Annotated in this window: 7 protein-coding genes; all 7 read left to right on the top strand. The window is 42.6% G+C overall.

Features of this window, described 5'->3' with window-relative positions:
* Positions 1-28 precede the first annotated feature (28 nt).
* The 7 genes from WJR50_RS14915 to WJR50_RS14885 all read left to right on the top strand — a co-directional run bounded on the left by WJR50_RS14915 (position 29) and on the right by WJR50_RS14885 (position 13,865).
* Entirely contained in the window at positions 29-3,460 is a 3,432-nt protein-coding gene (locus WJR50_RS14915; protein WP_341294098.1) for a TonB-dependent receptor, read from the top strand.
* Between the two features lie 16 nt (positions 3,461-3,476).
* Positions 3,477-4,970, top strand: a complete 1,494-nt coding sequence (locus WJR50_RS14910) for a RagB/SusD family nutrient uptake outer membrane protein (RefSeq protein ID WP_341294097.1) — start codon at positions 3,477-3,479, stop codon at positions 4,968-4,970.
* A 68-nt stretch (positions 4,971-5,038) separates the two neighbouring features.
* The gene (locus WJR50_RS14905) at positions 5,039-6,505 is read left to right on the top strand and encodes a sulfatase family protein (RefSeq protein WP_341294096.1); all 1,467 of its coding nucleotides are present in this window, start codon (positions 5,039-5,041) and stop codon (positions 6,503-6,505) included.
* Between the two features lie 92 nt (positions 6,506-6,597).
* Positions 6,598-8,256: a sulfatase family protein gene (locus tag WJR50_RS14900; RefSeq protein WP_341294095.1), complete on the top strand. Its 1,659-nt coding sequence runs from the start codon at positions 6,598-6,600 to the stop codon at positions 8,254-8,256.
* Positions 8,257-8,526: 270 nt separating this feature from the next.
* The gene (locus tag WJR50_RS14895; protein ID WP_341294094.1) at positions 8,527-9,111 is read left to right on the top strand and encodes an RNA polymerase sigma factor; all 585 of its coding nucleotides are present in this window, start codon (positions 8,527-8,529) and stop codon (positions 9,109-9,111) included.
* Positions 9,112-9,187: 76 nt separating this feature from the next.
* Entirely contained in the window at positions 9,188-10,231 is a 1,044-nt protein-coding gene (locus tag WJR50_RS14890; RefSeq protein WP_341294093.1) for a FecR family protein, read from the top strand.
* Positions 10,232-10,307: 76 nt separating this feature from the next.
* Positions 10,308-13,865: a SusC/RagA family TonB-linked outer membrane protein gene (locus WJR50_RS14885; protein ID WP_341294092.1), complete on the top strand. Its 3,558-nt coding sequence runs from the start codon at positions 10,308-10,310 to the stop codon at positions 13,863-13,865.
* Positions 13,866-13,888: the final 23 nt, after the last annotated feature.

The raw sequence follows: 13,888 nt of genomic DNA, 5'->3' as shown, positions 1-13,888 counted from the left end.
TTATTATTCATTCAAGACAACCTAAGCAATGAAAACAATTTACTACTCTCTACTGGTCAGGTTTTCCCGACATATTTTGTTGGGACTGATCTTACAATCTGTACTCTCGTGCATGCTTGTAGCCAACGATCTGCATGCCCAGCGCGAAAAAAGAAGCATAGAAGATATCTATCTCTCTCTAGAAGTGGAGGATCAAACTCTGATAGAAATCTTCCGATCAATTAAGCGCGAAACTGGCTTTTCTTTCGCTTATAATGAAAAATTGATTGACCTCAGTCAAACGGTCAGTTTTGAAGCCAGAAATACTTCCCTGGCCGATGTATTAAGAGAAATCTCCCGCCTGGCCGACCTCAAATTTAAGCGCGTCAATGAATACATACATGTCGGTAAGCTTGAGCGGAACGAAAAGAAAAGTGTGGAAGAGAAAATCGTCAGTATGCTGATCAGTGTAACCGGTAAAGTAACTTCAGATGAAGATGGACAAGGCCTTCCGGGAGTTAACGTACTGGTAAAAGGTACCACTACCGGTACCGTGACCGATGTGGATGGTAACTATAGAATAGACGTACCGGATTCAGAAAGCGTATTGGTTTTTAGCTCCATTGGCTTTGTTAGTCAGGAAGTAGTTGTGGGTGACCGTACCGAAATTGATGTTACCATGACATCTGATGTACAGTCATTAGAAGAAATTGTGGTGGTAGGTTACGGCACCCAGAAGAAAAGCAACCTTACAGGAGCCGTATCTTCAGTAAAAGCAGAAGAAATACAGGAAGCCCCTTTCACTTCTATTGATCAGGGCCTGGTAGGTAGAGCCGCAGGTGTGATGGTCACCCAAACCTCAGGGATGCCGGGAGCGGTAGCCTCCATCCGCATCAGGGGAAGCAGCTCGCTACAGGGAGGTAACGAACCTCTTTATGTCATTGATGGCTTTCCGGTATATAATGGAGGTGGATATGGCAATACTGGCGGTAATGCCCGGATGAGTGGTCTCGCAACCATTAATCCCGCTGATATTGAGTCTATTGAAATCCTGAAAGATGCATCAGCTACCGCTATTTATGGAGCCAGAGCGGCTAATGGTGTAGTACTCATCACCACCAAAAGTGGGAAAGAAGGAAGAGACCAGATCACTTTTGATGCCTACTACGGTACACAAAATGTGGTCAGAAAAATTGATGTGATGAATGCTGCTCAGTACGCTGACCTGGTCAATGAAGCATATACTAATGATGGGCTGGCTCCGGTATATGATGCTGATCAACTGGCAGAGATCAATAACAATCCCGAAGGAACCGACTGGCAGGATGAAGTTTTCAGATCAGCCCCTATCCAGAATTATCAGCTAACATTCTCCGGAGGGGATAAGAAAACTAACTATTCTATTTCTGCTAATTATTTTGATCAGCAGGGGGTTATCATCAATTCCGGTTTCAAAAGATATTCCGGAAGGATCAACATCTCACGTAATCTACAGGATAATTTCAGAATTGGTACCAGCTTAAATCTGAGCAGGACCAATTCAAATGCGGTACGTACTGATGCGGGTGGAACCGCAGGAGTGGTTACCACCGCGATGAAGTTTAATCCTATACAACCGGTTTACCAAAACGAAGCTTTGGGAGAGTATACCCCGGTAAACACACCCGGAATCATTCTGGCTAATCCGGTTGCTACTGCCAGAGAGCAGGTAAGAGAAAGTACCATGCTTCGCCTCTTGGGAAATATCTACGGTGAGTGGGAATTTCTTGAGGGGCTTACTGCCAAAGTGTCCTTCGGTACTGACCTGGTCAATACCAAATTTGATACCTTTGTGCCTTCCAACATCTTTGAGTCAGGCGGAGTAGCCACGGCAACAGTTAATGGAGGATATACCACCAACTGGCTGAATGAAAATACCTTACGCTGGGATACTGAAATTATGCCCGGACATTCACTTTCCGTGCTGGGGGGTATCACATTTCAGCAAAATTTATTTGAAAGTCTGGAAGCTTCGTCTCAGGATTTTGTGAACAATGTGCTGGAAGAAAACTCACTCGGTGCCGGTGCGATTTATAATCAGCCAGGGTCATCCAGAACAGAGTGGAGCCTTTTATCATATCTGGGAAGAGTAAATTACAATATCAATGAAAAGTACTTGATATCCTTCAACGCTCGTGTGGATGGTTCTTCCCGCTTCGGTGCCAATAACAAATATGCATTTTTCCCATCAGGTGCTGTAGCCTGGCGATTGATTGAGGAAGATTTTATTCAGGATTTGGACCTCTTCTCAAATCTGAAAATAAGAGCTAGTTACGGAGTAACCGGTAACCAGGAAATAGGATTGTATGAGTCTTTGCCAACTTTGACCAACACCACCTACACCTTAGGCAGATCACTGGTTACAGGATTCTATCCTAATAAAATCCCTAACCCTGATCTGCAATGGGAAAAAACCTCTCAGTTTGACCTGGGTTTAGATTTTGGTTTCTTTCAGGAAAGATTAAGGTTTACCGCAGACTACTATTACAAAAAGACCACTGATCTGATCTATGATGTGGCAGTGCCTTATGTATCAGGCTTTGCATCTTCGCTGCAAAATATCGGAAGCATAGAAAACAAAGGCGTGGAACTTTCCATTGAGAGCGACATCTTTACTCGTGGTGATTTCAGCTGGACAACAGCATTTAATATTTCATTCAACCGGAATAAGGTATTGGAACTGGGTGGAGAAGATTATAAGGACGTTGGAGGAGGAGATGGTCACCTGAAGACGGGGCCTATACACAGGCTGATCGTTGGTGAGCCTATTGGTTTATTCTACGGTTATGTTTTTGATGGAATTTTCCAGGACCAGGCTGAACTGAATGCCGGTCCGACCAGCCCTACCAACTGGATAGGAGGACGTCGTTACCTTGATCTTGGTGGACCTGAAGGTGTTCCTGACGGTAATGTAAATGCCACTTATGACAGAACTGTGATCGGTGACCCTAACCCGGACTTCTTTGGTGGATTCACCAATAACTTTTCTTACAGAGGAGTAGAGCTTAATGTTTTTATGCAGTACTCCTATGGCAATGATATCTTCAACTACAACGCGATGGAGCTTGAATTGCCTTCCGGAGGGCAAAATGTGTATGCCGATATGGTCAATCGCTGGACACCAGAAAACCCCAGTGACAGGTATCCGGTAGCTACTACCAATCGTTCAGCGGTATTTAGCGATGCGTATATGGAAGATGGTTCTTTCCTGAAAGTGAAAACCCTTACCCTGGCTTATACTTTCCCTAATCTGGTAAGTGATAAGTTAAGCGGGCTTAAGGTTTACGCCACCGCGCAAAACCTACTTACCTTTACCGATTACACTGGTTATGATCCCGAAGTAAGCTACCGTGGGGCAACTAACCTTCAGATGGGTGAAGACTTTGGAGGGTACCCACAGTCGCGGACATTTATGTTAGGTGTGAAGATGAACTTACAATAATAAAATTGCAACAAGCATGAAAAAGATATATATATCATTCATCATAATTCTGGGAACAGGCTTTTTATTTTCCTGTAATGAAGAATTTCTGAAAGAATCACCAGAAGACCGTTTTGTTATTGACAATTTTTACAGCAGTCGTACCGATGCAGAAGCAGCGGTAGCTGCTGTATATGAGCAGCTTTACAGCATTTACGAAAGGCATATTTTTTTACTCAATGCTTTGCCCGCTGATGATGAGAAAAATGGATTGGGAATGCCTAATCAATTTTTGCAGAATCTGGAGTATATGCGCTATACGTCAGAAAATCAGTTCACGCGCGAAATGTGGCAGAGAAACTATTCCGGAATCTCCCGAGCCAATACGGCCATCATTAATATTCCAAATATCAATATGGATGAAACTTTGAGGGCCAGGCTTGTAGGTGAAGCTAAGTTTCTTCGTGCTCTGTATTATTTCAACTTGGTTCGTTTCTATGGCGATGTACCTTTAATCCTTAAGCTTGAAACAGTGGAAGATGCTATGGGTGAACGTATGCCCGCTGCACAAATATACGAGCAAATCATTCAGGACCTGATGGAGGCGGAAACCGTATTGCCGATATCCTATGGTGATTCTGAAACCGGACGAGCTACAAAAGGGGCAGCAAAAATTTTGCTGGGAAAAGTATACCTGACCATGCATGAATATCAGCAAGCAGCTGATAAACTGGCAGAAGTGGTAGAAAACGAAGGAACCTATGGCTATGCTTTGCACGATAACTTCGGAGACAACTGGGAACCATCTACTGAAAATGGCATGGAGATGGTCTTTTCCATTGAGTTTATGGATCCTCCCGGCAACGGTAATTCAGCCATGATTCTCCAAGGCCCTAAATACTCTTTGCCTGGTGGTTTCGGTGTGCTAGGGCTTACCAACTCTAATGAAGCCGATATTCCAACCCGTGACCTCTATGATCGCTTTTCAGATGATGATGAGAGAAAAGCTGCCACTTTTACCACTGATTTTGTAAGCCTGATAGATGGCTCGGTGCATACTTCCAGTATTCCGATCTTCACCAAATATTGGGAAGAGGGTGAGAACAATCCCGCCAATAGTGATGCCAATATGCACGTTATTCGTTACGCTGATGCTCTGTTGATGTATGCTGAAGCGCTTAATGAGATAGGTCAGACGCCAAAAGCCCTGACTTACCTGAACCGGGTAAGAGAACGTGCATTCAATGATACTGAGCATAACTATGTAGGGCTTTCTGCGGAGGATTTCAGAACAGCTGTATGGCTGGAGCGTAGACTGGAACTGGCTATGGAAGGGCACCGCTGGTTTGACCTGGTACGCACCGGCAGGTTTATTGAACGGATGATTGAGCATGCTGCCTATGAAGCTTCAGTAGCAGAAAGCAATAAGGTAGAAATTGCACAGAATATCAAAGATTATATGGTGCTGATGCCAATACCTCAGCGGGAGGTAGACCTCAATGGAGATTTACAACAAAACCCAGGTTACTAAGAGGTAAACTGAAAAGGAAAGTCTGCGGTTTAGCAGTACTTTCCTTTTTTTAGATAAATTTGGTGTGCATGAACTTTTACAAACAACTTTTATTGCTTTCACTTTTCTTAATTTCCTTGAGTCAGCTTCAAGCTCAATCAAGCTCAGATAACCAACCCAATATTGTACTGATCTATGCAGATGATCTGGGTTATGGGGACTTAGGAACTTACGGCGCTTTGCAATATCAAACGCCCAATCTGGATAAACTCGCTGCTGAAGGCATGCGCTTTACTAATTTTGAAGTAGCTCAGGCAGTATGTTCTGCTTCAAGAGCAGCGATTCTTACCGGATGTTATTCCAACAGAGTAGGCATAGGAGGAGCCTTAAATCCTCACGCCAAAATTGGTTTGAATCCTGAGGAAGAAACCATTGCTGAATTGGTAAAACGTGCAGGAAATTATGCTACTGCGATGTATGGTAAGTGGCATCTGGGGCATTTGAAACCATTTTTGCCATCACAGCAAGGCTTTGATGATTATGTTGGCGTACCCTATTCTAATGATATGTGGAAGTGGACCTACGATATGCAACTGGCGACTGAAGAAACCCATGCCCGAAAAGCCAGCTATCCTGAGCTTCCTTTGATGGCGGGAGATACCGTTTTCAAAACCATAGAAGATCTGGACGATCAGGCAGAGCTGACTACCATTTACACTGAACGTGCTGTTGAATTTATCAACAAAAACAAAGATCAACCTTTTCTGCTGTGCGTACCGCATTCTATGCCACATGTTCCTTTGGCAGTATCAGATAAGTTTAAAGGGAAAAGTGAGCAGGGCTTGTATGGCGATGTGATTATGGAAATAGACTGGTCTGTCGGGGAGATCATGAAAGCACTGGAGAAACATGGCTTAACAGAAAATACCCTGGTGATTTTTACTTCCGACAATGGCCCCTGGCTAAACTTTGGGGAGCATGCCGGTTCCACCGGAGGCTTGCGGGAAGGAAAGGGCACCAGCTTTGAAGGTGGGCAACGTGTACCTTGTCTTATGAAATGGCCTGCACAGATTCCCGCAGGAAGTGTATGCAATCAACTGGCATCTACTATAGATTTCCTGCCTACTTTTGCAGACATACTAGCGGTAGATTTACCCGAAAAGAAAATTGATGGGGTGAGTATATTGCCGTTGATGAAAGCAGAAAAAGGCGCAAAGCCACGCAAAATTTTCTATTACTATTATCAGGGAAATGCTTTGGAGGCAGTTAGAAGAGACCATTGGAAGCTGGTGTTTCCGCATGAGCATCGTACTTACGAAGGGTTAGAACCTGGTCAGGATGGTGTAAACGGACCTACCGGGCAGGCCCAAACAGCGCTGGCACTCTATGACCTGCGTCGTGATCCGGGAGAGCGCTATGATGTGCAGAATACTTATCCTGAAATTGTAGCTGAATTACAAAAAATCGCTGATGAAGCTCGTCAGGATCTTGGTGATGACCTGCAGAATATTGAAGGAAAAAATGTGCGCGAGCCAGGACGAATTGCTAATCCTTGAGTAGATCTAAGGTAATAAAGAATGCTAAGAATATTTAGCTGAGTTTTGAGTTAGTAAAATACATAAATGACTGATAAACAATTTATTAAACTATGAAATCAACCAAAGATTACCTCTATTGGGCTTCTCTGTTTTTTGTGGGGCTATTCACGGCTTCCTGTAGCAATGAGGCTCAACAGACAGAAGAAAATGAGGGGCCTCCTAATATTGTTTTTATCATGAGTGACGATCATGCTTACCAGGCGATCAGTGCTTATGGTCACAACCTCAACGAAACCCCTAATATTGATAGAATTGCTAAGGAAGGCGCAATTTTTACCAGGGCTACGGTCACCAACTCAATTTGTGCCCCTAGCAGAGCAGTAGTGCTCACTGGTAAACATAGCTTTATCAATGGAAAAGTAGACAACGTACAGCCTTTCAACTGGGATCAGCCCAATTATGCCAAGTTACTTCAGGCCAACGGTTACCAGACAGCTTTGATTGGAAAGATACACCTGGATGGCTTGCCTCAGGGTTTTGATTATTCCATGGTACTGCCCGGGCAGGGGCATTACTATAATCCAGACTTTTTGGTGGACGGAGAAAGGCAACGTTTTGAAGGCTATGTTACTGATATTACTACCGATGCAGCGCTGGACTGGCTCAAAAACAAGCGTGATCAGGACAAGCCTTTCATGATGATGTATCACCAGAAAGCTCCTCACCGTAACTGGAAGCCTGCTCCTGAATATCTGACCTTGTACGATGACAAAACTTTTGATCCACCCTCAAACTATTTTGATGATTTGACTAACTATGAGGGTAGAGGTACTGCTGCTAAAGAGCAGGAAATGGAAGTGGATGGTCATGCCAGATGGGGACATGATTTTAAAATGATTGTTGATCCTAATGGTGACAGTACTGGTTTTGATCGGGAACTGGCTCGCTTTAACGAAGAACAACTGCAGCAATGGAATGCGGCTTATGAACCGAAAAATGAGGCTTTCAAAAAAGCTTATGCACCGACAAGTGAGTTGAATTTTACCAACGATCAGGCTAAAGAAAAGGAAAAAGAGATTGCCATCTGGAAATTTAACCGTTATATCAAAGATTATCTGCGCACGATCAAGTCAGTGGATGATGGAGTAGGTGAGGTACTGGATTACCTAGAAGAAAACGGACTGGCAGACAATACCATCGTGGTTTATACTTCTGATCAGGGTTTTTACCTGGGAGAGCATGGCTGGTTTGACAAACGCTTCATGTACGAGCAGTCTTTCCGTACACCGCTCCTGGTTCGTTATCCTAAAGAAATTGAGCCAGGTACCAAGATTGATAAGCTGGTACAAAACCTGGACTTCGCGCCTACCTTGCTGGATTACGCAGGCATAGAAGCACCTGAAGAAATGCAGGGAGAATCTTTCCGTAAGCTGGTAAATGGAGAAACCGATGAGTGGAGGGATGCAGTATATTACACTTATTACGAATACCCTTCAGTGCATATGGTGAAGCGTCATCATGGAGTAGCTACTGATCGCTATAAACTGATGCATTTCTACTATGATATTGATGAGTGGGAAATGTACGATCTTCAGGAAGATCCCAATGAGATGAACAATATTTACGATGACCCTGAATATGCTGAGGTGCAGGAAATGATGCACCAAAAGTTTGATGAACTGAGAAGCTATTACGGTGATAGTGATGAAAATGATCAGAGATTTTTGAATGATTACTTGGAGGTAATGGAAAGAAGGAGAAATAATTAAATAAGTTAGGAGTTTTAGTAATCATTAGTATAAAAAGGGCTATGGCGAAAGTAAGAACTTAAGCCATAGCTCTATTTTTTTTAGTAAAATTATAGAAACAGAGCGATGGGTTAGATGGACTTATCAGTAGGCTTACAAAATATTTAATTGTAAGGCCAAAAAATGTAAAAATTTGATAATTAGCTTGAAAAGATGTATTCTTACTATAAATGAATCAAAACTTTGCAGGCTAAACATCATCATATAGAAAACCAAACAATTTGGTTACAGATGAAACAGGGCAATGGCCAGGCTTTGGTGCAGCTTTATGACCTTCACGTAGATTTGCTTTCCAATTATGGCAGAAAGTTTACCAACAAGTCGGAAATCATAGAAGATGCGATACAGGATTTACTTACCGAGATCTGGGTAAAAAAAGAAAAGCTTAGCCAACCAACTTCCATTAAAGCATATCTCCTGAAGGCATTTCGGCAAAAACTACTCAGACAACTTTCCAAATACAAAAGAATCAGCTATCTGGAAGATTATACCCAGCTTGTTTATTGTGACGAAGTCCCCAATTTCCAGCAGGATGAAAATTCTGATCAGGTGCAAAGCTTTAAATTACAGCTTGAAAAAGCCCTCGCTACGTTAAGCCCCAAGCAGAGAGAAGCCATCATGCTCAGGTACTCTGAAAACCTTACCTATGATGAAATAGCTGAAATTATGAATGTAAAGAAACAGAGCCTGTACAACCTTTTACATGAAGCTATTCTAAAGCTGAGTAAAGTGATGAAACCTGAAAGGCGTCACACTATTCTTTATTTATTCGTAATGTTAGCTTTATTCTGTATTTCTGTTGTAGTGATATACTAGCCAAAAATTTTTTTTAAAAAATACAGTAGATTTTTTTCTGAGTTGCTTCTATTAATAGTGTTCAAGAAAAAGTCTGATGGATAAACATAATAAGGTAGCCGAATTGTTAATGGACGATTCATTTCAGGCCTGGGTCATATCTCATGGACAGGAGAATGCTGTGATTTGGGAAAAATGGATAAGTGAGCATCCTGAACATGTAAAAGAGCTTGAACAGTCTAAGAAGATTATCTGGGGATTGAAAAAAGAAAAGTATCAGTTACCGGAAGAGAAGAAAAGTGCACTACGCAGAAGTATTATCAGACTAACGCAAAATAATCCTGATGAAATCATTCTTAAGGATAGTGAAAGCATTGAAAGGCGACATTGGCTATTTTGGCCGGGAATAGCAGCAGCAGTTGTCCTACTGGTTACTTTTGTCTGGGGATATCATCAATTGAGGGAGCAGTCTTCTGAAGAAGTTCAGTATGCAACAGCTTATGGAGAGATAAAAACCTATATCCTGCCTGATAGCAGCAGGGTTACCCTCAATGGTAACTCTTCCATTAAGTTTCATTATCAAAATATAGACGAAAAGCTACGCGAGGTATGGTTGGAAGGAGAAGGTTTTTTTGATGTCAGCCACCTGGATCACCAACTTGAATCAGGTAATAAAAGGCCCGTTAAATTTATTGTTCATACCGACAATCTGTCAATAAAAGTGCTGGGAACACGCTTCAATGTGAAGGCAAGGCATGAAAGAACGCAGGTAGTACTTGAGAAGGGAAGTATACAACTGGAGATAGACGAACATAAAGATTCACTTTTGATGCAGCCTGATGAGCTGGTAGAAGTTAAAAGAGGGGAAATGTTAATTAGTCAGAAAATTGTAGAAACGCTGAATTATACTGGTTGGAAAGAAGGGGTGATCAATTTTGAAGGTGCTGATTACGAAGAGATTAGTAGTATGTTAAAAGATAATTACGGATTGGAACTGCACTTTCCTAAGGATGAGGTAGCACAACAAATCAACCTGAGAGGAACATTTCCCTCTGATAATATTGAAATTCTCCTGGAAGCTATTGCTAATGTAACCCATACCACTATGAAGAAAAAAGAAAATACCATCATGTATCAGTAAGCTTATTGCCTCTCTTCTAGGGCCCTGAAGATTGCAGGCAAAAGACAAAAGAATTATTACTACTAATTACAACGCCATGAAAAAAAATAACTATCTAATCTATTGGGCTCTGGTGATCATTTTCAGTCCTTGGTTAAGTCACTTTGCGACTGCACAAAATCTTGCCCTAACTGCCACGCACATCCAGCGCAGTGATGATCATCAGGGTGAAAAAAGTCTGGCTTCAGTGCTTAAAGAATTAGAGGAAAATTATCATGTAAGCTTTTATTATCAGGTGGGAGATGTTGAGAATAAGTATGTAGAAGACGAAATCCAGTTGCTTTTATACGATGACCTGGAGAAAACGCTTGAGAATTTACTTCATGCCTATGCACTGGATTTTAAAAAAGTGCAGAAAGACTACTACTATGTATTTAAAAAAGATGATACAATTCTACCCGAAAAAGTAAATAAAAAGCCTGCCTCGCAAAATAATTATAATAATCAGCATGCCTTACAAGCGATGGCTTCTTTACAAAGTTTCGTCACAGATCATCATAAGGAAATGCTGGAAAAAACTATCAGCGGTAAGGTAACTGATAGGGATAGTAATGACCCTTTGCCTGGGGTGAATGTATTGGCTAAAGGTACGCTGACCGGTACAGTTACTGATATCAGTGGAAATTACCAGATTACTGTAGAAGATGATGTGACTGCACTTGTTTTTTCTTCTGTTGGGTATAGTACTGAGGAAGTGCCTATCAATGGTCAGTCTACGATCAATATATCATTGTCACCTGGTGTTCAGGCGCTCACCGAGGTGGTAGTTACCGCCTTAGGTATCAAAAAGGAAGCCAAATCACTAGGTTATGCCACGGCTAAAGTCAAGCCCGAAGAATTTAATGTAAACCGCACACCTAATTTTGCCAATGCCCTTCAGGGTAAAGTGCCCGGGGTAAACATAACGGGTCTTGGCTCAGGACCTCAAGGTAGCAGCAAAATCCGTATACGAGGCATCTCATCTTTTGGAGGTGATAATTCACCCCTGATCGTAGTCAATGGAGTCCCAATTGATAATACCAATGCAGGGGCACGTGGCGAAATCTCTGAACGGGGAAGTAACCGTACCTCAGATAGTGGAGATGGTTTAAGCAGTATCAATCCTGATGACATCACCTCCATGAATATACTGAAAGGGGCAGCGGCCTCAGCCTTGTATGGTTCACGTGCCAAAGATGGAGTCATCATGATCACTACCCGTAACCGTGCTGAAGGAAGGGGCATTCAACTGGAATATAATACTAACTATACTTTTGATACACCCCTAGATTATACCGATTACCAATATGAATATGGGCAGGGAGAAGGTGGTGAACGCCCTACTTCACCCCGTCCGGTTTCCGGGGTGTGGAGTTTTGGAGAGAAGTTTGAGCCGGGCATGACTCAGATCCTATTTGATGGAATAGAAGTGCCTTATGTACCTCAGCCAAACAAAGTCAGGGATTATTATCAGAATGGTTCTACCTTTTCTAATACAGTAACCATTTCTTCCGGAGGAGAGTACGGAGGGTTCAGCCTTTCGCTGTCTAATATGGATAGCGAAGCCATTTTGCCCGGTTCTCATTACAACCGGAAAACAGTGAACCTCGGGTTTACCCAAACCCTGGCGGATAAGTTGACCATATCAGGCAATATAAATTACTCCAAAGAAGACCGGAAAAATCCGCCAAATATCGCTGAACAGGATTATAGCCCGGTAGTGATCTATACACTGGCTACTTCTATGCCTTTAGACCTGCTGGAAGAATATGCTTTTGATGAAAATGGGGATGAGTTCCCTTATTCAAGGTTTACCAATCGTACCAATCCTTATTTTGCACTTTCACGCTTTGAAAATAACGTGAAGGACCGTATTTATGGCAATATTACAGCCCGCTATAACTTTACGGATTGGCTGTATTTGCAGGGAAGGGTAGGCCAGGATTATTTTTCGCGTGACCAGGAGTATAATCTTCCTACTGGTTCGCAAAGACAATCCTCGCCTCCTCCTGGCTTAGTCAACGGAGAATATGTGCAAGACCAGTTACGATTTCGGGAAATCAACGCTGACTTTTTGCTGGGCTTTGACCGCACCTTTGGTGACATTGGATTGAACGTCAATTTGGGCGGAAACCAGATGTATCGGCGATCTGATAGAAATAATGTATTGGCCGAACTGTTTTACACCCGTGACAAATATACCATTGAAAATGCCAGTAAAGTGAGTCCTCAGTACAGCATTTCAGAAAGACAGGTAAACTCTCTGTATGCTGCTTCCGAGATTTCATATAAGGGCTTTGCCTATCTGAATGCTACAGTCAGAAATGATTGGTTTTCTACCTTGTCTCCCGCAAACCGGAGTATTCTTTATCCCTCAGTTACCGGTAGTTTTGTGTTTTCGCAAGCCTTTGCCAATTTACCCAACTGGTTGTCTTTCGGTAAGGTGAGGGCTGCCTACGCTGAAGTAGGTAGCGATACTGATGTACAGCCTTATGCTGATAATCTTTTCTATAGCGTAAACACCCAACAGTTTCCTGACGAAAACGGAACAGCACAGCCTGTAGCCAGCATCAGCGGTTCGCTGGTCCCCAACGATAACTTACGTCCTATGCGGGTTACCGAAAAGGAAATAGGACTTGAAATGCAGTTGTTTGATAACCTTAGATTTGAAATTTCACTTTATGATAAATTATCCTCTGATCAAATATTAGAGGCACAAGTATCCGACGGTTCAGGATTTCAAAGACAATTGATAAATGTAGGAGAAAGTGTGAACAAAGGTATAGAAATGTATGCTGCGGTTTCTCCTGTCAAAACAGGGAATTTTGAATGGAATACCAGTGTAAACGCCTCATATAATGTTTCGGAAGTGCTTAGCTTAGGAGAAGATTCAGTAGGCACCTTTATTACCGTTGGAACTGCTGATTTTCATGGAGAACTACGTCAGGAGGTAGGTAAGCCCATGGCACAGCTCTATGGTTGGGGCTGGTTTAGGGACCCACAGGGTCGTCAAGTGTTTGATTCGGAAAGCGGACGCCCCCTACGTTCTAACGAACAGTTAAATTTTGGTACGGCTATTCCCATCTGGATTGGTGGTTTTACAAATAGTTTCCGCTATAAAAATGCCAGCCTTTCGTTTCTGATAGATTTCAAACTTGGACATAAAATGATCTCAGGTACCCATACCAATGCTTACCGTCACGGTCTGGACAAGGCTACCCTGGTAGGAAGAGATCAGGGTTATGTCATTGGCGATGGCGTGATGGAAGACGAGGAGGGAAACTATGTAACCAATACCGCCCGGGCAGAAATTCAGCCTTTTTACGAAACCATACGATCCGGAAGAATGTCCGAACAGTCAGTCTTTGATGCCGGCTCGTGGCAGTTGCGGCAGATTACGGTAGGTTATGATTTTAGTAGCCTGCTTTCTTCTGTAGATTTTATTCAGGGTGCACGATTGAGTCTGGTAGCGAATAATGTGGCAGTAATCAAAAAATGGGTTCCCCACATTCACCCTGATCAGAATGGGTTGATCTCCGATAATCTGGTTGGTTTGGAAGCTACTGGATTACCAATCACCCGCAGTATAGGGTTTAACCTGAATATCAAATTTTAATCCATTACCAAAAGCATCAAGAA

Origin of the sequence: Catalinimonas locisalis, from assembly GCF_038039535.1 — a bacterium.
Classification (GTDB): Bacteria; Bacteroidota; Bacteroidia; order Cytophagales; family Cyclobacteriaceae; genus Catalinimonas.
This window is presented reverse-complemented; position numbering and strand designations above follow the sequence as displayed.

What these genes read in the sequence shown, in the direction of transcription:
- WJR50_RS14915 (WP_341294098.1), top strand. Translation starts at nt 29, where the DNA reads ATGAAAACAATTTACTACTCTCTACTGGTCAGGTTTTCCCGACATATT.
- WJR50_RS14910 (WP_341294097.1), top strand. Translation starts at nt 3,477, where the DNA reads ATGAAAAAGATATATATATCATTCATCATAATTCTGGGAACAGGCTTT.
- WJR50_RS14905 (WP_341294096.1), top strand. Translation starts at nt 5,039, where the DNA reads ATGAACTTTTACAAACAACTTTTATTGCTTTCACTTTTCTTAATTTCC.
- WJR50_RS14900 (WP_341294095.1), top strand. Translation starts at nt 6,598, where the DNA reads ATGAAATCAACCAAAGATTACCTCTATTGGGCTTCTCTGTTTTTTGTG.
- WJR50_RS14895 (WP_341294094.1), top strand. Translation starts at nt 8,527, where the DNA reads ATGAAACAGGGCAATGGCCAGGCTTTGGTGCAGCTTTATGACCTTCAC.
- WJR50_RS14890 (WP_341294093.1), top strand. Translation starts at nt 9,188, where the DNA reads ATGGATAAACATAATAAGGTAGCCGAATTGTTAATGGACGATTCATTT.
- WJR50_RS14885 (WP_341294092.1), top strand. Translation starts at nt 10,308, where the DNA reads ATGAAAAAAAATAACTATCTAATCTATTGGGCTCTGGTGATCATTTTC.